We start from the raw sequence: 18,510 nt of genomic DNA on the forward strand, positions 1-18,510 counted from the left end.
CCATCTCCGATCCGAAAGTGACGGGCGGCGACCCCTTGAGTTCGCCGATTAAACCCGGTCCGGACGCGGGCAGATCATATGTCTCTTGAACTTAAAAACATCAGCAAACGTGTGCAGGGCATAACCCATGTCAAGGACACGACCCTGACCCTGCAACCGGGCCACTTCAACGTTCTCCTTGGAGAAACGGGTGCAGGCAAAACCTCGCTGATTAAGCTGATGGCCGGCCTCGACAGCCTCGCTTCAGGCCAGATTATCCTGAATGGCAAGGACGTCTCAAAGCTGTCTGCGCAAAAGCGCAACATCAGCCTCGTGCACCAGTTCTTCGTCAACTACCCGCACATGTCGGTCTTCGACAACATTGCCTCGCCGCTCAAGATCGCCGGTATTGCGAAATCCGAAATTGCGGGACGGGTGGAAGAGGCAGCGGACCTCATGAAGCTGAAACCCTATCTCAGCCGTAAGCCGCATGAACTTTCCGGCGGCCAGCAGCAGCGCACCGCACTGGCGCGCGCAATTGTCAAGGAAAGCGACGCTGTGTTTCTCGACGAACCACTCGCCAACCTGGACTACAAGCTCCGCGAAGAGTTGCGTGACCAGTTGCCGGATCTCTTTGCAGGCCGTGGTGCAGTCGTTGTTTATGCCACGTCCGAACCCGAAGAAGCTCTTCTGCTAGGTGGGCATACGGCTCTGATGACAGATGGCAACGTCGTCCAGTATGGCGCGACTGCGGAGATCTACCGCAAGCCGAAGGATCTGGACGCTGCGAAGGTCTTCTCAAACCCGCCGATCAATGTCGCACCGGTGACGAAGCAGGGCGACATGGTGATCCTGACCGAAGATATCCGCTGGCAGGCTTCCGAAAGTGTCGCCGGTATCAAGGATGGGCCCTATACGCTTGCGATCCGTCCCAATCACGTGATGCCGGTGGAAACGGCCGCTCATTCGGTCCGTCTTGAAGGGCATGTGCAGGTCACCGAGCTCAGCGGTTCTGAAAGCAGTGCCCATTTCGATCTGCACGGGCATTCCTGGGTGTCGCTGTCGCCCGGTGTTCATCCCTATTTCGTTGGCGAGGTCCACGCGTTTTATCTGGACCCGAGCCATTGTTTCTTCTTCGCGCCTGACGGCGAGTTGGTCGCCTGAGGAGGGACATCATGGCACAAATAACCCTTTCCAACCTGCGTCACAGCTACAGTCCCGACCCGAAGGACGACGCGGACTATGCGCTCAAGAAAATCGACCTGACCTGGGAAGATGGAGGCGCCTATGCGCTTCTCGGCCCGTCCGGTTGCGGCAAGTCCACGCTCTTGAACATCATCTCGGGGCTGCTGGTTCCCTCCGAAGGCAGGATCCTGTTCGATGATCAGGATGTGACGGATCTGCCTCCGGCAAAACGCAACATCGCGCAGGTGTTCCAGTTCCCGGTCATCTACGACACGATGACGGTCTACGACAATCTGGCATTCCCGCTGCGAAATCGCGGCCGGGACGAAGAGACGGTCAAAAACCGGGTGATGGCGATCGCCGAGATGCTCGAAGTCACCGACATGTTGCGGACGCGGGCGGCGAACCTGTCTCCCGACAACAAGCAGAAGATCTCCATGGGACGCGGGCTTGTGCGTCAGGACGTCAACGTCGTCATGTTCGACGAGCCGCTTACCGTGATCGATCCTCATTTGAAATGGAAGCTGCGATCCAAGCTGAAGGAACTTCATCAGCGGGTGAAAGCCACCATGATTTACGTGACCCACGATCAGACCGAGGCGCTGACATTTGCCGACCAGGTTGTAGTGATGCAGGACGGGGAAATCGTCCAGATCGGCACGCCCGTGGAACTGTTCGAGCGTCCGGCACACACCTTCGTCGGGCATTTCATCGGCTCTCCCGGCATGAATGTGCTGCCTTGCGACGTCAAGGATGGCGGTGCGTTCTTCGGCGGTGACCTGATCAACCTTGAGGGGCCGCTGAACAACGTCAGCAACGGCAAGGCGGAGATCGGGATCAGACCCGAATTCGTCGGGGTGTCATCCAACGGCCATGGCCTTTCCGCGCGCGTCCGCAAGGTCGCTGACATCGGGCGCCACAAGGTGGTCGAGGCGATCGCGCACGACAAGCGCATTCACGCGATCCTGGAAGGTGAGGCGCCGAACGCCGGCGACCAGGTAAGCCTTGAATTCAAGCAATCGCAGACTCGGCTTTACAAAGACGGCTGGCTGGCAAGCACGCCAGGGGAGGGTGTCCAGTGAAGACCCAGAATCAACGCGCCTGGCTGTTCGTAACGCCAGTGCTTCTCCTGGTCGCGTTCAACGCGCTGATACCGATGATGACCGTGGTCAACTATTCGGTCCAGGAAACCTTCGGCGACAACCTGTTCTTCTGGCAGGGGCTCGACTGGTTCGCGCAGGTGCTGAAGTCGGAGCGCTTCCACAATGCCCTCGGGCGCCAGTTCCTGTTCACATTCCTGATCCTGATCATCGAGGTTCCACTCGGGATCGCGATCGCGCTGGCCATGCCGCGCAAGGGGCCCTGGGTGCCGTTCTGTCTGGTGACGATGGCGCTGCCGATGCTGATCCCGTGGAATGTGGTCGGTGCGATGTGGAACATCTTCACATTGCCGGACATCGGCCTGCTCGGCTACTTCATGAACCATACGCTGGGCCTTTCCTATGACATGACCCAGGATCCGGTTGCCGCATGGGTGACGATCATCGTCATGGATGTCTGGCACTGGACGTCGCTGGTGGTGCTGCTTGCCTATGCCGGGCTGGTGTCGATCCCGAATGCCTATTACCAGGCTGCGGAAATCGACGGTGCCTCCAACTGGGCGGTGTTCCGCTTCATCCAGCTGCCGAAGATGAAGACGGTGCTGACCATCGCCATTCTGCTGAGGTTCATGGACAGCTTCAACATCTACACCGAGCCATTCGTCCTGACCGGTGGCGGGCCGGGCAATTCGACCACGTTGCTTTCCATCGACCTGGTGAAGATTGCTCTCGGTCAGTTCGACCTCGGCCCGGCGGCCGCCATGTCCCTCATCTACTTCGCCATCACGCTGCTGGCCTCCTGGCTGTTCTACACGCTGATGACGATGAACGATAACAAGTCCTGAGGAGAACCGTCATGAGATTCAAAAGTCTGGTTCCCGCGCTCTACATTCTCTTCCTGATGCTGCCGATCTACTGGCTCGTCGCGATGAGTTTCAAGACCACCAATGAGATCCTGGCCGGGTTCTCCCTGTTCCCGCAAACCTGGACCTTCGACAACTATATCGAGATCCTGACCGACCCGACCTGGTACTGGGGCTATATCAACTCGATCATCTACGTGACCATGAACACGGTGATCTCGGTTCTGGTGGCGCTCCCGGCGGCCTATGCCTTTTCCCGGTATTCCTTTGTCGGCGACAAGCATCTGTTCTTCTGGCTCTTGACCAATCGGATGGCGCCTGCTGCCGTGTTCGCGTTGCCGTTCTTTCAGCTTTATTCGGCGGTCGGACTGTTCGACACGCATATTGCCGTCGCGCTCGCGCATTGCCTGTTCAACATTCCGCTGGCTGTCTGGATCCTGGAAGGTTTCATGTCGGGGGTGCCCAAGGAACTGGACGAAACCGCTTATGTGGACGGCTATTCCTTCCCGCGTTTCTTCGCGACCATCTTTCTGCCTGCCATCAAGTCAGGCGTCGGTGTCGCCGCCTTTTTCTGCTTCATGTTTTCATGGGTGGAGATGCTGCTTTCCAAGACGCTGACAGCCGTTGAGGCGAAACCAATTGCCGCCGTGATGACCCGAACCGCTTCCTCCGCGGGTTATGAACTCGGGTTATTGGCGGCCGCCGGGACCCTGACTATCATTCCCGGCGCCATCGTCATCTATTTCGTGCGCAATTACATTGCTAAGGGCTTTGCCCTGGGGAGGGTATGATGCTGGGTTGGATGGCATGGACCTGGCCGACGGCGCTGTTGTTCGTCGGCATTTTCTCCGCGATAGGCTTCCTGACAGTGCTGGAAATCAAGTTTCCGGGAGGACATGCCCGCAAGGGTGTGCTCGGGCTGGAAACAACGCGCGGCGATCGGCTGTTCATCACCCTCCTGGGCACCGCTTACATCTTCCTGGCCTGGCTCGGGCTGATGGGTGAACCGTTGTGGTGGCCACTGGCGCTCAGTATCGCCTGGGGGACGTTCTGTTTCTGGAAGGTGTGAAGCGGACGGGACGCGATAGCAAAACGGTGTCGTCCCGGACCTGATCCGGGACCCGGAATGGAGATGGGGTGACAAGGCCCCGGATCTTCACTGCGTTCCGTGCGGGGCAGCAAATGACAAAGTTGACAAGGAACTGAAAATCGTCGGGACCAACTAAAACAATAGTATTTTGGCACCCGATCGTGCATGAATAGGTGTCAGGGGCGTGCAATCATAAATTCCACCGGAGTTTTCGGGGGCACGGCCTGAGCCACATCCATACCGCAGGCGGCACAGGGCTGTAATGAGAAAGCGTAAAAGCAACGAGTTTCTGACTGAAGTCGAACTTGAGTTCATGACCGAACTCTGGAAACTCGGCGAAGGCTCTGTGCGGGATATCCTGGCATCGCTACCGTCCGATCGGCAGCTTGCCTATACCTCGTGCGCCACCATCATGCGGATCCTGGATGAAAAAGGCTTCGTGGACAGCCGGAAAGAAGGCAAAACATTCATCTATACCCCCCGGCTGACCAAAGATGCCTACCAGTCCCGTTCTCTGAGAAACCTGTCTGAAAAACTGTTCGACGGCACGCCGACGTCACTCGTGGCCCGGCTCGTTGACGAATACGAACTCTCTGAGAACGACCTGGAGGAAATGAGAGCGTTGCTGGACAGGAGGAGGACAGATGACGCTACTTAACCAGATCTTCGACATTTATGTCGATCTCAACATTACGCTGGCCTTGACGGCCATCATCTGGCTTGCCGCCAAGTTGGCTTTGAACCGGTTCGGCAGAAAACTGGCTTTCAACTATCAGCTTGCCATTCTGAATGGACTGTTCGCGGTCATGGTGCTGTCGCCGCTTGCGGTGGCGGTCTATCAACATATGCAGGTTGCGAACGTTGTCCCGGTCGCCGGGACGGTCAACCTTGCCGACTATGCCGTCTCTCAATATCTGCGCGGCGGCATCGCAATCCCGGCGGAGGATTTCCAATCCCTACTCGGGCTTCGAAGCCGGGTGACGGAGAGCATTCTTACGTTTGCTCCTGGCGTCGGGATGGCAATCGACCTGTTCTTGCTCGCAGGCTTTGCCTATTTCTCGGCGCGGCTTGCGATCAGTGTCATGCGGCTGAGGCGCATGCTGTCGGGGTGCCACAAATGGCGCAGGTCGGGGCGTGTTAGTCTGCTCCTGTCGGACAGGGCTCTCGTTCCGTTTTCAGCACGAGGTCTTTACCGCCACTACGTCGTTCTTCCGTCCGATCTTCTGGCCAGTCCTGAAGATCTGAAGCTCGTTCTCAAACATGAGTTGCAGCACGTGCGCCAGGGTGATGTGACCTGGGAAATAGGGCTGGAGTTTCTGCGGCCGCTGTTCTTCTGGAACCCGTTTTTCTATGTCTGGAAATCCGAGGTGGAGCGGCTGCGTGAGCTGGCCTGCGACCAGAAGGTGACCGAAGAAGCCGGCGTGGACCTGAAGTCCTACTGCATGTGTCTCCTGCGTGCTGCGCAAGCGGGTTTCAGGAAAAGAGAGCTTCTCAAAGCCAAGGATCGCGTCGGCAATGTTGCAGCCGTTGCGCTCATCGAAGTTCAGGATCGGGTCTTGCGCAGATCGCCTGCCCAGAAGCTGCGCCGACGGGTCGAAGCCCTTCTGGAAAAGGACCGGTTGCGTCCGCACTGGAGCTTTGTCTGTCTGGCCGTCCTGCCGATGATCGCGATCGTGTTCTTGTCTGCGCTTTCGATCCAGAAGCCGGCGGACTGGAGCCAGGACCGGATCATGCTGTCGACGATCATCAATCTCGACCGTATGGACCGATCGACACCGACATTCGGACAGCGCCCCTTGCGCTGAAACAGACAGCGGCTTTCAAGCCGGTAGGCCGGGCGGTCGCCGCCCGGCGCGCGTGTGCTGGGACTATCTCTCATCGATCCACAAGCTCAAGCTTGCTTCGCCGCGCCGTTTCGGCGAACGATGTCGTTGCGCGTCCGCAAACAGTGTCCGGCTGTGATTTATGGTCGGCCACCTGCCTGATTTCAGAATAGTTGATATTGCTCAAAGACGATCCGCGTCAGTTTTGGGAGCGTGTAGCAGCTAAGAAATTTCACGTCTTTGTTGCGGAACCTCTTCATCATGTGCTGCAATTCAGGAAGGCCTCAAATCGATTTAGTGCATCGCTTGCGGCCGAGACAGATCGGAGAGGAGATGCGCCATGGATAATGGTCAGAACGGATCGAACGGCGTTGCCAGTCCGGTCTGCAATGTGGCGCCCATACCCGAAGCTGAGATTGCCGCGATCTGCGCCGCGCACGGAAACGATCAGCACCGCATGCTCGATATTCTGCGGGAGGTGCAGGACCGTTACCGGTGCATAGCGCCGTCCACCATGGACATGATTGCAGCGGAAACCGGGCTGACCCGGATCGAAGTGGAAGGCGTTGCCAGCTTCTATTCCTTTTTGTCACTGACACCGAAGGGCAGGATCACCATTCGTTTTTGCGACGACATCGTCGACCGGTATTGCGGCCTGAAAGATGTGGTTGAAGCCTTTGAGGACGTGCTCGGGATCAAGACCGGAGAAACAAGTCCGGACGGTGAATTCTCGCTGGAATACACACCCTGTATCGGCATGTGCGACCAGGCGCCTGCCGTCATGATCAACGATGTCATAGTGACCGGTCTGACTGTTGAAACAGCTCAGTCGACTGCCGAAGCGCTCAAGCAAGGAACGTCTCCGGAACAGCTTGTCAGCGACCGCTTCAAGGATCTGACGCCGCATGAGCGCGCATTGCGCATGGTCGAAAACAATATCCGCCATGCGGGAGAAGTTCTGCTTGGCCCGGTTCCCGAAGATGCCGGGCTGAACAAGGCCGCCGCGATGACACCAACCCAGATCATCACAGCGGTTGAGGAAAGCGGTCTTCGCGGATGCGGCGGGGCGGGCTTCACGACGGGCCGCAAATGGCGTTTCGCCGCCAGCGAGCGGGCTGAAAAGCACTATGTCATCTGCAACGCGGACGAAGGAGAGCCAGGCACATTCAAGGACCGTGTTCTGCTCACGGAACGTCCTCATCTTTTGATCGAGGGCATGACGATTGCCGCAAGAGCCGTCGGTGCTCGTCACGGCATCCTCTACCTGCGCGGCGAATATGTATACCTGCGCGAACTTCTGGAGCAGGTGCTCGAAGAGCGAAGGCGGCGCAATCTTCTCGGCAAGGCGATTTTAGGGATCAAGAACTTCGACTTCGATATCCGCCTGCAACTGGGCGCGGGCGCCTATATTTGCGGCGAGGAGGGAGCTCTCATCAGTTCCTGCGAAGGCCTGCCGGGCGAACCCAAGACGCGCCCACCGTTCCCTGTCAATCGGGGGTATCTCGGCTATCCGACAGTGGTCAACAACGTCGAAACCTTCTGCCATGCCGCGCGTATTCTCGATAAGGGCGCCAAATGGTTCCACGATATGGGAACCGAAGGCTCGCACGGAACCAAGCTCTTTTCGGTCTGCGGCGATTGCCTGAACCCGGGTATCTATGAACTGCCTTACGGCCACAGCGTCTGGGAGCTTCTGGAGATGGTCGGCGGCGGTGACGCTGCCGCGGTTCAGGTTGGGGGCCCAAGCGGTACGATGATTGCCCGCGACAGCTTCCACCGCAAACTGACTTTTGATGACCTGGCAACAGGGGGTGCCATTATCGTCTTCAATGGTGAGCGCAACATCCTGGAGATTGTCGAATACTATATGTCCTTTTTCGTGCATGAGAGCTGCGGCTACTGCACGCCTTGCAGGGTCGGCAATGTGTTCCTGCAAAAGGCCATTCATAAGTTCCGCAAGGGTCTCGCGAACCCGGAAGATGTCGACTATCTCAAGGACCTGTCGGCGACGATCATCGAGACCAGCCGGTGCGGTCTTGGCATGACGTCGCCGAACCCGATCCTGACAACGCTGCAAAACTTTCCGCTGGTCTACTCGGTGGTCACGAAACCGAACAAGGACCGCATCCGCGACACGTTCGACATTCAGTCGGCCATCGATGGCGCCCGCAAGATCGCCAAGCGCCGCTCCTACATCTTCGACAAGGATTTCACGCAATGAGCGGGACGAAGAAGGAAACGGGCTTTGCCTTCACGATCGACGGCGTTGAAGTGACGGCCTATGCCGGCCAGACGATCATGGAAGCCGCCGACGAAGCGGGCGTTTACATTCCGCGCCTGTGCGACCATCAGGGACTGCGCCACCAGGGAAGCTGCCGTGTGTGCACGGTCAAGGCCGGTGGGCGTAGTGTCGCAGCCTGCACCCAGCCGGCAGCTCCGGGGCAGTCGGTGGAAAACGAAACGCCACATCTGAACAAGATGCGCCGGGATCTGGTCGAGATGCTGTTTCACGAAGGCAATCACCTGTGCCCGATCTGCGAAGCCAGCGGCAATTGCGAATTGCAGGCAATGGCCTACCGGCTCGACATGACGGAAACGACCAGGTTCCCCTATCTGGAACCTTGCCGGGCTCTTGATGCCTCTCATCCGGATATTGCGCTCGACACCAACCGCTGCATCAGTTGCGGACGCTGCATCCGTGCATCGCAGGATGTCGACGGCAAGGGCGTCTTCGGCTATGTCGGCCGCGGCATTCACCGGCGTGTCGCCGTCAATGGCGAGGATCTTGCCGATACCGATGCCGAGGTCACCGATCACGCCATCTCCAGCGAAGTCTGCCCGGTTGGCTGCATCATCCGCAAACGTGTCGGCTTCGTCACGCCGATCGGTGAACGTGAGTTCGACAAGGGCCTTATCGGTCACGAAATCGAGGAGAAGCGCAAATGAGCGAGCTCCCGAAGGCCCGGATCGCAACAGCGTCTCTCGCCGGTTGCTTTGGCTGCCATATGGCGATCCTCGATATCGACGAGCGGCTGATCGAACTGATGAAACTGGTTGATGTCGATCGCTCGCCGCTGACCGACAAGAAGCGTTTCACCGAGCGGTGCGATATCGGCATCATCGAAGGCGGATGTTGCAACGAGGAAAACGTCCATGTGTTGCAGGACTTCCGGCGCAATTGCGACGTTCTGATCGCGCTCGGGCAATGCGCAATCATGGGCGGGCTGCCGGCAATGCGGAACGCGATCATGCATTCCGACGCGCCGCTTCGCGAATGTCTGGACGAGGCCTATATCACCGGCCGCTACATTCGGAACACGACGCACAATGTGCCAAATGATCCGGCGCTGCCGCTGCTTCTGGATGAAGTCTATCCGTGCAGCCAGGTGGTTGAGATCGACTATCAGATACCGGGCTGTGCGCCGAGCGGCGACATCATCTTCGATACGTTGACCAAGCTTTTGACCGGCAAGTTCCGAGGGTTTGAGCCCGAGATGATCAAGTTTGACTAAGGGGACGAGGCTCTGAAATGACCGAACCCAGAATGATCGAAATTTCGCCTGTTACCCGCGTGGAGGGACACGGCAAGGTCACGATCCATCTCGATGGCGAAAACCGGGTCGAGGAAGCCCGGTTGCACATTGTCGAGTTCCGTGGATTCGAACGCTTCATCCGGGGCCGATTGATGTGGGAAGTTCCCGTCATCGTGCAAAGGCTTTGCGGCATTTGCCCGGTCAGTCATCACCTTGCCGCGGCCAAGGCGATGGACATGATCGCGGGTGTCGACCAGCTGACGCCCACTGCAGAAAAAATGCGGCGTCTGATGCATTACGGCCAGGTGATGCAGAGCCACGTCCTGCATTTCTTTCACCTGGCAGCACCCGATCTTCTGTTCGGTTTCGGAGCGCCGGCGGAAAAGCGTAACATCTTCGAGGTGATCAAGGAGCAGCCGGAGCTCGGCAAACGTGCCGTGCTGATGCGCAAATACGGCCAGGAAATCATCGAAGCCACCGCCGGCAAGAAGATCCACGGGACCGGCGCCATTCCCGGCGGCATAAACGCCAATCTTTCCATTGAGCGGCGTGACCACTTTCTGTCAACCATCGACGAGATGATTGGCTGGGCAGAGGACTCGGTCCGGCTCGCACGGGATTACACGCTCGAACATGAAGAGATCGTCGCTGATTTCGGGTCGTTCCCGTCCAACTACATGTCCATCGTCCGCGAGGGTGATGGTGCGCTGGACCTCTATCACGGAAACCTGAGAGCGTTGAACGCAGAAGGCGGCATCATTTTCGACCAGGAACCCTATACGCGCTACCACGACCTTCTCGTCGAGGATGTCCGGTCCTGGTCCTACATGAAATTTCCTTTCATCACGGATCTCGGGCCTGAAGCCGGCTGGTACCGGGTCGGTCCGCTGGCGCGCATGAACACGGCAAGCTTTATCGACACGCCGCTTGCCGAGGCGGCCCACAAGGAACTCAAGGCAGTCACGGGCGGCTCGCCGAACAACTCGACGCTCGCCAATCACTGGGCGCGCATGATCGAGGTTCTGCACTGTGTCGAGAAGATCCGCGAGTTGTTGCACGACCCGGACTTGCAGGGAACGGACCTCCTTGCGCCTGGGGACCGGCGGGAAGAGGGCATCGGGGTGATCGAAGCCCCGCGTGGCAATCTCATTCATCACTACCAGGTCGATGAGCACGACCAGGTCACTTACTGCAACCTGATTGTGTCGACGACCCACAACAACGAAGGCATGAACCGGGCAGTCAAGGATGTTGCGGTCAAGCATCTGTCCGGCCAGGAGCAGATTACGGAAGGCATGCTTAATCATGTCGAAGTGGCAATCCGCGCCTACGACCCCTGCCTTTCCTGCGCGACCCATGCCCTCGGCCAGATGCCGCTGCAGGTTCAGCTCTTCGATGCGCAGGGGGATCTGGTCGACCGCAAGGCGCAGTGCATGTGACCAGGGCAAGCAGAATGCTCTTGATCGGTTATGGCAATCCGGGGCGCGGCGACGACGGACTGGGGCCCGCCTTTTCCGAAGCCATGGCAGCACGCAATCTGTCCGGGCTGGCGGTCGACACGGACTATCAACTTGTCGCCGAACACGCGCTGGCAATCTCGACGCATGATGTTGTTGTTTTCGTTGATGCCGAAATCGGCGGCGTCGACGCCTATTCCTTCCAGGAACTCGAGCCTGGGGTTCCCCAGGCTCTTGGAAGCCACAGCCTCAGCCCGCAATCCGTTTTGGCGCTTTGTGAGACGCTCTATGGGGCAAGGCCGAGAGCATTTGTGCTCGGGATAACCGGGACGGAGTTCGGCGAGGTCAAAGAAGGCCTGTCAGCAACGGCGCGGGCAAACCTTGCTGTGGCAGAGACATTCTTTCTTGAGTGGCTGGAACAGGTGATGCCCAGGTCTGCGGCTGCAACCGCGTGACAGAGCGCGCAGAGAATCTGACACTTTCAATTTGCTGGAGATCCGGATTGGCAGGGCGAGTTGGCTGTCAATTTAACACCGTTGTCATCCCGGCTGCAGCGAAGCGGAAGGCCGGGAACAAGTAATCACAAACACGTCCGAACCAATTGGAACCGTGGATACTGGATCCCGGTCTTGGCTGCGCCAAACCGGGATGACAATTTCGCCTGCACCGCCCGAGATCGGGTAACGAGGGCAGATGCCAAATTGCTACCGTGTTGTCGTTCGCCATGCACGATTAGTCACCCCGGCCAAGCGATAGCGCTGAGCCGGGGGCCACTCGCGTTTCACCTTGTCGAAGCGCTTGAGCGGTGCAGTGTTCTTCGTGAGAACCACTCTGCGATTGAGTAGGCCCCGGATCTTCGCTTTGCTCCGTCCGGGGTGACACCCAGTGTACAATTGACAGGAAATCGCCAAACCGTGGGGACAAGGTCGCAATTAGAACGCTCGGCAGCCCGATCGCTTACCCGCCTTTGACCTTCAGCTTTCCACTGTCTTTCTTGTCCTGGCTGTCATGGGTCCAGGTGATGCGCAGGTCCAGCCGGGACTGGTCGTCTTCTATCGTTGCGGTGACACGCAGGTTCATGAGGCCATTGGGTTCCAGAGTGATATCGCCGGTATCATCGCCAAACTGCAACTCACCCTTGGCAATGCCGCGCTTGACCGCGTCCAGCATTTTCTGGATCGATTTCTTGTCCTGAAGGGATTGGTGCCGGAAGCGGCCCTTGCGTTCCATCATGGCGTCCATCCGTGTTGCTCAAGGGCTTCAATCGGGTTGAACAGCTTGGCATGCGGATAGTCGCGGCTGATGCCGATAATGTTGCCGTCCGGATGAATGATTGTCGCTCCCGTACCGATCCCTTCCAAACCTTCCGTGCTTCTGGAATGCCGGTCAAGAGTGATATCCGCCTCCAGGTGCAACAGACCGTGCCTGGATGTCAGTTCCTGACCGCTGTGCCGGTTAATGTGCCCATGCACCAGCATCTTGATGCCGGCAAGGTGCAGGTCTTCAACGCCCTTTTGCGTCAGGGGGTGGTCAATGTCCCGGTATTTTGTGCGCATCAGATTGGCGACGGTACCGGAATAAAACACGAAGGGATCTTTGCGGCTCTCTTTCCGGAAGCGACGGTTCACATGGGCAATTCCCCTGGTGGAAATCTGATGGGCCATGCTGTCGTCGATGCCTGCGTGAACGAACAGGAGAGACCCGCTCAGATGGACTGCCTTCATGCTTTGGAAGAACCAGGCGTATCGACCGTGCGGTTCGATGAAGAGATCCCGGCATTTCAGTGCTGCAGCGTAGAGTTCGCGCATGGACAGCCCGACCTCTTTCGCGTGATCTGCAAATTTTTCAGTTTTCTTCTTCAAGCGGCGCATTTCCTTGCGGATTGCTGCGTCGTTGAGGTAGCGGGTCGCGGCCTTGGGAAACTGCTTCGTCCATTTCTTGCTGGGGATCATCAGGTTGCGGCAGGTCTTTTCGTCCGGCAGACCCGCGAGCACCTCATCCGTCTCGACATACCGATCGAACACTTCTTTCAAAAGCGGCATGACCTTCTTGCCCATGCGCACGAACATGTGTGCATTGAGCGACCCGCGTTTTACGGTCAAGGCTTCGAGGCCAAGGTAAAGACGCAGATCGTGATTACCGGCCAGAAGGACAATGTCAGCCCCTGACTTCATCAGCGTCGCAAGGCTTTCGAGCAGATCAAGATTGCTCGGGCCCTTGTCGAGGCAATCGCCCCCGATGATGATCTGGCAGCTTTTGCCGAAGGCGGTGAGCCTGAATTCGTCCAGTCCGGGCTCAGTTCGAAGGATCACCCGGGCCGCCACCAGCGACCTTAGAAGGCTTTCTGCGTCCGCGTGCAAATCCGAAATGAAAACAACCGGCTTTTCCGGCCAGTCCCACGGCCCAAGCGCATTCACCCGGGCCAGGCTTGTTGCCAGGTCCGGCGCACTGCGTTCTTCAGGTCCCGTCTCAAGTGGCCAGGGGACGAAACTTTCTGGAATTCCGAGATCGTCTGCCGCACCGGGAGCTATCGGGGGAAGGAACGGGGTCAGGAGCCTGTCGGTCATGTTTTGGTTTACCGTCCGGGTCAGTCGATTGCGGATTCCAGGAGCTGGCGCTCTTTCCAGGCTCCAGTGTGGTGAAGCCAGGTTTCGTCATGTCCGAGTTTCAGGACGACAGGCTTGGCGTGATGCATGCTGAAGCGGCGGATGTCCTCAAAACCGAGGACGCCGAGGTGATGGGCAGCGTGGCGCAGCGCGGCACCGTGGCCGACGAAGATCTGGGCATTTGCATCCGTTTGTCCGTGCAGCTCGGTGAGCCGGGCTTTCAGGAAATCGGCAACGCGTTCACCCGCTTCCATCAGGCTTTCCGCTCCCTGAACAGGCAATTTGTAGTGGCTGTCGGACTTCCAGTTCTCGGGTGGTGCCTTAAAGCGCGGGTCGTCTTCCAGAACCTGTTCGATCTCCGGAATGGTCAGATTTGCAAGTGCGCCGACGCTGCGCTCTGCAAGTGCTTCGTCTTCCGTTATCCGGAACTCCTGGCCGGTGGCATCAGCAAGGGACGCGGCGAGCGCTGTTGCGGTCTGCCAGGCGCGCTGCTGCCTTGAGCAGAAGATTTCGGGCGCTAGATGCCAGCCCTGCGCCTTCGCAAGATCCGCCAGTTCCCGGCCTGCTGCAGATGCCTGTTGCTTGCCACCGGCTGTCAGGCCAAAGGGTTGCAGCGCGCTGGGCGTTCCAGGTTTCTGCTGATAGGCGCCGTGCCTAAGCAGGATGGCAAAACGATCACTCATCAAGATTGTCCCAAGAGTTCGGTGCCGGCGTCGAACAGAGCGTCGAAGTCAATCTGACCCGTCACTTCCCAGGCCTGAATGCCCTGAAGTGCCGTGAGATAGGCATCGCCGTCCAGCGGTGTGTGGTCCGTCCAGAACGAACCGTCCACCGATTGGAAAAAAGGCCCCGGGCTTTTCATGATGGCTGCGAGAAGGTCCGGCCGGTTGGTGAGGTCTATCTTTGTGACATTCGTCGGTGCGTTGCTGTCCCGCGACCAATTCAGGACCCAGAAATCGGTCAGATATGCGTCGTGGGAAATGCGACCGGGCCCGTAGATATCCTCAATGAATAGGTCGTATTTTTCTTCAAGGTGCCAGAGTTCGTCCGGCTCCATGGTCCTCAACTCGTCTTCCCTTTCCTCGTCGATAATGCCCGCGAGGCGCGCATTCGTGACGATCGTGCCGGGGTTGATGCGCGGCAGTTTCGGAATGCCGAGGGCTTTCGTGCCGTTTTCGCTGCTCCGAACGAGAAGCCGGTCGTTGGTCACGTATTGTGTCCCAGCGACCTCCATCAGACGCAGCATCGTGGTGGATTTGCCGCCGCCGGACAGGCCTGAAATCGCAAGACCCCGTGTCGCGGTTCTCACCGCTGCTGCATGGCAGGCAACCCAGCCTTTGCGCTGAAAGTGGTTGAGGATCTGGGTGTTGATGAAATTGATGACCTGGTTGGGGTAGTCTTCGGTCGGGCCGAATGCAATTGCCCAGCCGGGCGCTTGTAGAAACTGGACACCGGTGCGCACCTTCAGGATCATCCGACCATTGTCCAGTTCCGAGATTGCATCCTTGCGCCCGGTCTTGCCCGCCTCGCGTGCCCAGTCCCGATAGGTCACCGTGAAGGGAAGTTCTACCGGTCCGAGCGCGTAGACGGTCATGTCCGGATCAGCCGGTGCCGTGATGACGTGCTGAAAATACCTGAGGAGTTCAGCCAGAAGTGATGCCGAGGTGCAGCGCAGTTCGATGACGTAACCACCCACCGAGAGGCAAACCGGGTCAGAATCCCTGGTTGCCTTGCGAGGTCCAAGCGCATCAACGACGTCCTGAACGGAAACTCCGGTCATCCACGCACCTTTGAAATCACATAGCTGGAGTAGAGTTTGGCTGCATCGACGGAGGCTCCTTCGAGCGCTCCCTTGAAACCACCGAATGCGGAAACCTCGAAGATGATCGGTCCGTCGTCGGTCAGGCCGACATCGACGGTCGTAAAATCGAGATCGAACGGCGCCTGCGCCCTGCGTGCGAGCTCGATCAGGTTGGCGTCGGGTTCATAGAGCTCGTATTTTCCACCGTGCAGGATCGTGGTGTTCCAGCTGTCGGTCTGGGCAACCCTTGCATAGGTCCCGAGATACTTTCCGCCCAGGAACACCATGCCAAGATCACGCCCTGCAAGGTCGACCTTTCTTTGCAGGTACATGACAGGATTGTCGGCCTTGAATGCTGCGATGCTGTCCTTCAGAACGTCCACGCCCATGCTTGCATCCATCAGTGTCATGCCGCGGGCCTTGGTGGAGAAGAGCGGTTTGAAGACTGTGCTGCCGAACCGCATCACGGCAGCAAGCGCTTCCGCTTCGCTTTCGGTAACGCAGGTGGCCGGCATCGGGATGCCGGCATTCGATAGGGTCACGGTGCAGCTCAGGCGGTTGACCAGACCCAGGATCGAGCTTGTCTTTGAAAAGACCTTCACACCGGCGGTTTCCGCGACACGCAACATTTCAAGCCGGTCGAGCGTTGCCGGGCTGTATTCCTGGCTGATCTTCTTGATAACGAGACCATCCAGTTCACACAGGTTCCGGTTACCTGCAATCAAAGCATGGTTTTCCAGGTCAAGGGCGACATCGGCCATGTCGACTACGCAACGGAACCCGGTTTCAGTTTCCAGCGCGTCCGCCAGAGTTTCGGTGGACCATTTTCCCGGAATGCCGATGACGCCGATCTTTATGTCAGTCAACAAAGATCTCCTTCATCGGCAGCCGGAGCCGTGCTTCTTCTCCGGGAGGACAAGCGACAGCCTGTTCGATCAGGTAACGTGCCCGCAGCCACATGCGCCGGGAGAGTTGCTTGTCGAAGATGAAGCGGGTGGAAGTTGCGAACGAGCGGGCTAGGCCTAGCGCCAGACGGAACTCGAATGTCTCGTCACCTTGTTTGCGCGCGAAGGCCTTGGTGGCTTTGTAAAACGCCAGGGACGCCTGCATGATGCGGTGTCGGGTCACGCTGTCGAGAATCTGAAGCCGGTAGTTCGACACCATGAAGACGGAAACATCCTGGACATAGTCCATGTAGCGCGAGCGGTGCAGGTCGATGAAGTGAACCCTGTTCTCGCCCGGGTCGTAAATGATGTTGTCGACGTTGAAGTCGCCATGGATGTAGACGGAAAACGGCGCCGATACGGCTGCCTCACGGTCTGCTGCCTCATCCATGAGCTTGTCGAATGAAGGAAGCTTCACACCCGAAAACTGGATGGATGTATCCCTGAATTCCGGATGCACGCGGCGCACTTTGCTGAGGCGTTTGGCCAGTTGCTGCATGCTTCCAAGTTCAGCGGGTTCGTTGGTCCTGGTCTGCTTCCAGACATCCTTGAGTGTCCGGGCAAGGCAAGCGAGTGCGCGGTCGCAGAGCTCTTCGGGTTCGTTCAGGACGATGTGCTCGAATGTCATTCCCGGCAAATGCTCGATCAGCAGCGCGGCGGACTGATTTCGTTTTTCATAAGACAGGATTTTTGGCGCGAGGCCCGGATAGATCGCATGCCAGCTTTTCACGCCTTCGCGCTCGTCCTTCACCTTGTTCTTTTCGCCGTCCTTGAAGACCGCGGCGACTTCTTCGGTTTTCTTGTCCTTGATCGCCGAAATGGAGCTGCCTGATCGTGTCTCTGCAATGGTTTCAATCTTCAGCGCACCGCCTGTTCCTTCAAGATCCGACATCAGGCTCTGCAGTGCGAAGTAGCGTTCCAGATTGACGGCCTGGCCGATATTGGCGGAAATCAGTGCTTCGCTGATCGCCTTCAGGGAGTCGCCCATGCGCTGAAACTCGCTCGCGACCAGCAGACTGTTGGCGATGTCAGCCGACCGTTGTTTCGAGTTGCTCATTTCCTTGGTGTAGGTCTTGAACAGTTTCCGATAATCGGCTTCGATTTTTTTCTGCAGCTCTCCGATCTCTATGGCCTGTTTGCTGTCATTGCCGAAAAAAGCCTCCTCGATTTTGCCGACCCCGCTGCGCACGCAGCGCACGATGGACGGATATCGGCCAGGAACAAGTGTTTCGAACGTGTCGATACACTCCACATGGCGAAGCGATTGGCGTGCGAGGTTGGCAAGCCGTTGCAGGTCGGTTGCGATGAATTCAAGGCTGCGCAGGGTCAGATGCCTGCGGTTGTCCTTCTTGGTGTTCGCCAGTTGCCGGACACAAGCTGCGTGAATGCGCGTCTTCAGGTTATGGGCATAGCCAGCCCGATCCATGATCCTTCTGGCACGGGCTGTCGTCGGCTCCTTGAAAAAGGCTTCGAGCTGAAGCAGCTGGCCGTCAATCTCCGCGCACAGAAAATGGAGATTTTCCCGGATGGTTTTTGGCAGACTAGTCATCAAAGGGCCCGAGATAGACTTCGTGGTCCCGCCTACAACCAAGTGAAAACAGTTTTGTGACATAGGCGGGACGTATCTGTTGAGCGTTTTCGGCTGTTATCCAGCGGGTCGCGATCTGATGAGGATCCGGGTGTGATCCCAGAACAGGCTCATAGTCATCCGGAACCTTGCATTCGAAAACGAAGTCGAGTTGATGCTGCCGCTCTCCATGGTCGGCTTTTTTTCGATAAATTTCAGCAACATGGAGCAAACGGCCGGCAGTAATTTCAGCGCCGATTTCTTCCAGGCACTCGCGTTTCAGCGTCTCGAGGAGGGTTTCGCCCGGATCCTGTTTTCCACCCGGCAGCGTGAAATAGTGACCCTTCTCAGGGTGTTGTTTTTCTTGCACCAATAAACTTTGCCCGCTCAGGATAAAGGCCCTCGGCGTTGAGCGGATGACGGGTCGGAATGCCGGGTGATTCGGGTTGGATCGATTGGAAATGGTTCCGCCCTCCACATTCAGCTCACATCGACAGTCGCACTTTTGGAGACCGACCGCGCCTAGCGGTTCTCAGCCTGTTGTCCGCTCCTGCCGCAAAAC

The 18,510-nt window shown here is 57.9% G+C and carries 19 protein-coding genes; 12 read left to right on the forward strand and 7 right to left on the reverse strand.

Annotated elements, in window-relative coordinates:
- Window positions 1-78: 78 nt before the first annotated feature.
- From RBB47_RS20435 to RBB47_RS20490, 12 genes are all read left to right on the forward strand, one after another.
- Window positions 79-1,143: an ABC transporter ATP-binding protein gene (locus tag RBB47_RS20435; protein WP_305987734.1), complete on the forward strand. Its 1,065-nt coding sequence runs from the start codon at window positions 79-81 to the stop codon at window positions 1,141-1,143.
- An 11-nt stretch (window positions 1,144-1,154) separates the two neighbouring features.
- Window positions 1,155-2,246, forward strand: coding sequence for an ABC transporter ATP-binding protein (locus RBB47_RS20440; protein WP_305987735.1), 1,092 nt, complete (start codon window positions 1,155-1,157; stop codon window positions 2,244-2,246).
- Window positions 2,243-3,109 (forward strand): carbohydrate ABC transporter permease, encoded by an 867-nt coding sequence (locus tag RBB47_RS20445; RefSeq protein WP_305987736.1) that lies wholly within the window; start codon window positions 2,243-2,245, stop codon window positions 3,107-3,109. The genes RBB47_RS20440 and RBB47_RS20445 overlap by 4 nt, the downstream gene beginning before the upstream one ends.
- 11 nt (window positions 3,110-3,120) lie before the next feature.
- Window positions 3,121-3,918 carry a carbohydrate ABC transporter permease gene (locus tag RBB47_RS20450; protein WP_305987737.1) on the forward strand — a complete coding sequence of 266 codons (798 nt, stop codon included), beginning with the start codon at window positions 3,121-3,123 and terminating at the stop codon, window positions 3,916-3,918.
- On the forward strand, window positions 3,918-4,196 hold the full coding sequence (locus RBB47_RS20455) for a DUF2160 domain-containing protein (protein WP_371932821.1): 279 nt from the start codon (window positions 3,918-3,920) through the stop codon (window positions 4,194-4,196). Before RBB47_RS20450 ends, RBB47_RS20455 begins: the two co-directional genes overlap by 1 nt.
- A 283-nt stretch (window positions 4,197-4,479) precedes the next feature.
- Window positions 4,480-4,875 (forward strand): BlaI/MecI/CopY family transcriptional regulator, encoded by a 396-nt coding sequence (locus RBB47_RS20460; RefSeq protein WP_305987739.1) that lies wholly within the window; start codon window positions 4,480-4,482, stop codon window positions 4,873-4,875.
- Complete coding sequence (locus RBB47_RS20465) at window positions 4,862-6,022, forward strand: M56 family metallopeptidase (RefSeq protein WP_305987740.1); 1,161 nt, start codon at window positions 4,862-4,864, stop codon at window positions 6,020-6,022. The genes RBB47_RS20460 and RBB47_RS20465 overlap by 14 nt, the downstream gene beginning before the upstream one ends.
- Before the next feature lie 358 nt (window positions 6,023-6,380).
- Window positions 6,381-8,261: an NAD(P)H-dependent oxidoreductase subunit E gene (locus RBB47_RS20470; protein WP_305987741.1), complete on the forward strand. Its 1,881-nt coding sequence runs from the start codon at window positions 6,381-6,383 to the stop codon at window positions 8,259-8,261.
- Window positions 8,258-8,986: a 2Fe-2S iron-sulfur cluster-binding protein gene (locus RBB47_RS20475; protein WP_305987742.1), complete on the forward strand. Its 729-nt coding sequence runs from the start codon at window positions 8,258-8,260 to the stop codon at window positions 8,984-8,986. Before RBB47_RS20470 ends, RBB47_RS20475 begins: the two co-directional genes overlap by 4 nt.
- Window positions 8,983-9,552 (forward strand): NADP oxidoreductase, encoded by a 570-nt coding sequence (locus RBB47_RS20480; RefSeq protein ID WP_305987743.1) that lies wholly within the window; start codon window positions 8,983-8,985, stop codon window positions 9,550-9,552. Before RBB47_RS20475 ends, RBB47_RS20480 begins: the two co-directional genes overlap by 4 nt.
- Before the next feature lie 17 nt (window positions 9,553-9,569).
- The gene (locus RBB47_RS20485; protein WP_305987744.1) at window positions 9,570-11,012 is read left to right on the forward strand and encodes a Ni/Fe hydrogenase subunit alpha; all 1,443 of its coding nucleotides are present in this window, start codon (window positions 9,570-9,572) and stop codon (window positions 11,010-11,012) included.
- A 14-nt stretch (window positions 11,013-11,026) separates the two neighbouring features.
- Window positions 11,027-11,485, forward strand: coding sequence for a hydrogenase maturation protease (locus RBB47_RS20490; protein WP_305987745.1), 459 nt, complete (start codon window positions 11,027-11,029; stop codon window positions 11,483-11,485).
- A gap of 502 nt (window positions 11,486-11,987) precedes the next feature.
- Here RBB47_RS20490 and RBB47_RS20495 read toward each other — a convergent pair.
- Genes RBB47_RS20495 through RBB47_RS20525 form a run of 7 tightly spaced genes read right to left on the reverse strand, consistent with a single transcriptional unit; the run spans window position 11,988 to window position 18,426 of the window.
- Window positions 11,988-12,263 carry an amphi-Trp domain-containing protein gene (locus RBB47_RS20495; protein ID WP_305987746.1) on the reverse strand — a complete coding sequence of 92 codons (276 nt, stop codon included), beginning with the start codon at window positions 12,261-12,263 and terminating at the stop codon, window positions 11,988-11,990.
- Window positions 12,260-13,597 carry a metallophosphoesterase gene (locus tag RBB47_RS20500; protein ID WP_305987747.1) on the reverse strand — a complete coding sequence of 446 codons (1,338 nt, stop codon included), beginning with the start codon at window positions 13,595-13,597 and terminating at the stop codon, window positions 12,260-12,262. The genes RBB47_RS20495 and RBB47_RS20500 overlap by 4 nt, the downstream gene beginning before the upstream one ends.
- 20 nt (window positions 13,598-13,617) lie before the next feature.
- The gene (locus tag RBB47_RS20505; protein ID WP_305987748.1) at window positions 13,618-14,319 is read right to left on the reverse strand and encodes a histidine phosphatase family protein; all 702 of its coding nucleotides are present in this window, start codon (window positions 14,317-14,319) and stop codon (window positions 13,618-13,620) included.
- Window positions 14,319-15,416, reverse strand: coding sequence for an HprK-related kinase B (locus tag RBB47_RS20510; protein ID WP_305987749.1), 1,098 nt, complete (start codon window positions 15,414-15,416; stop codon window positions 14,319-14,321). Before RBB47_RS20510 ends, RBB47_RS20505 begins: the two co-directional genes overlap by 1 nt.
- The gene (locus RBB47_RS20515) at window positions 15,413-16,303 is read right to left on the reverse strand and encodes a GAK system ATP-grasp enzyme (RefSeq protein ID WP_305987750.1); all 891 of its coding nucleotides are present in this window, start codon (window positions 16,301-16,303) and stop codon (window positions 15,413-15,415) included. Before RBB47_RS20515 ends, RBB47_RS20510 begins: the two co-directional genes overlap by 4 nt.
- Window positions 16,296-17,930 carry a phosphotransferase gene (locus RBB47_RS20520; protein ID WP_305987751.1) on the reverse strand — a complete coding sequence of 545 codons (1,635 nt, stop codon included), beginning with the start codon at window positions 17,928-17,930 and terminating at the stop codon, window positions 16,296-16,298. Before RBB47_RS20520 ends, RBB47_RS20515 begins: the two co-directional genes overlap by 8 nt.
- Window positions 17,923-18,426, reverse strand: coding sequence for an NUDIX domain-containing protein (locus RBB47_RS20525; RefSeq protein WP_305987752.1), 504 nt, complete (start codon window positions 18,424-18,426; stop codon window positions 17,923-17,925). The genes RBB47_RS20520 and RBB47_RS20525 overlap by 8 nt, the downstream gene beginning before the upstream one ends.
- Between the last annotated feature and the right edge of the window lie 84 nt (window positions 18,427-18,510).

Source organism: Roseibium sp. MMSF_3544, assembly GCF_030732845.1.
Classification (GTDB): domain Bacteria; phylum Pseudomonadota; class Alphaproteobacteria; order Rhizobiales; family Stappiaceae; genus Roseibium.

Coding starts and splice junctions, on each gene's coding strand:
- RBB47_RS20500 (WP_305987747.1), bottom strand. CDS start 13,597: ATGACCGACAGGCTCCTGACCCCGTTCCTTCCCCCGATAGCTCCCGGT.
- RBB47_RS20520 (WP_305987751.1), bottom strand. CDS start 17,930: ATGACTAGTCTGCCAAAAACCATCCGGGAAAATCTCCATTTTCTGTGC.
- RBB47_RS20490 (WP_305987745.1), top strand. CDS start 11,027: ATGCTCTTGATCGGTTATGGCAATCCGGGGCGCGGCGACGACGGACTG.
- RBB47_RS20435 (WP_305987734.1), top strand. CDS start 79: ATGTCTCTTGAACTTAAAAACATCAGCAAACGTGTGCAGGGCATAACC.
- RBB47_RS20440 (WP_305987735.1), top strand. CDS start 1,155: ATGGCACAAATAACCCTTTCCAACCTGCGTCACAGCTACAGTCCCGAC.
- RBB47_RS20470 (WP_305987741.1), top strand. CDS start 6,381: ATGGATAATGGTCAGAACGGATCGAACGGCGTTGCCAGTCCGGTCTGC.
- RBB47_RS20460 (WP_305987739.1), top strand. CDS start 4,480: ATGAGAAAGCGTAAAAGCAACGAGTTTCTGACTGAAGTCGAACTTGAG.
- RBB47_RS20475 (WP_305987742.1), top strand. CDS start 8,258: ATGAGCGGGACGAAGAAGGAAACGGGCTTTGCCTTCACGATCGACGGC.
- RBB47_RS20510 (WP_305987749.1), bottom strand. CDS start 15,416: ATGACCGGAGTTTCCGTTCAGGACGTCGTTGATGCGCTTGGACCTCGC.
- RBB47_RS20480 (WP_305987743.1), top strand. CDS start 8,983: ATGAGCGAGCTCCCGAAGGCCCGGATCGCAACAGCGTCTCTCGCCGGT.
- RBB47_RS20495 (WP_305987746.1), bottom strand. CDS start 12,263: ATGATGGAACGCAAGGGCCGCTTCCGGCACCAATCCCTTCAGGACAAG.
- RBB47_RS20465 (WP_305987740.1), top strand. CDS start 4,862: ATGACGCTACTTAACCAGATCTTCGACATTTATGTCGATCTCAACATT.
- RBB47_RS20485 (WP_305987744.1), top strand. CDS start 9,570: ATGACCGAACCCAGAATGATCGAAATTTCGCCTGTTACCCGCGTGGAG.
- RBB47_RS20450 (WP_305987737.1), top strand. CDS start 3,121: ATGAGATTCAAAAGTCTGGTTCCCGCGCTCTACATTCTCTTCCTGATG.
- RBB47_RS20455 (WP_371932821.1), top strand. CDS start 3,918: ATGCTGGGTTGGATGGCATGGACCTGGCCGACGGCGCTGTTGTTCGTC.
- RBB47_RS20505 (WP_305987748.1), bottom strand. CDS start 14,319: ATGAGTGATCGTTTTGCCATCCTGCTTAGGCACGGCGCCTATCAGCAG.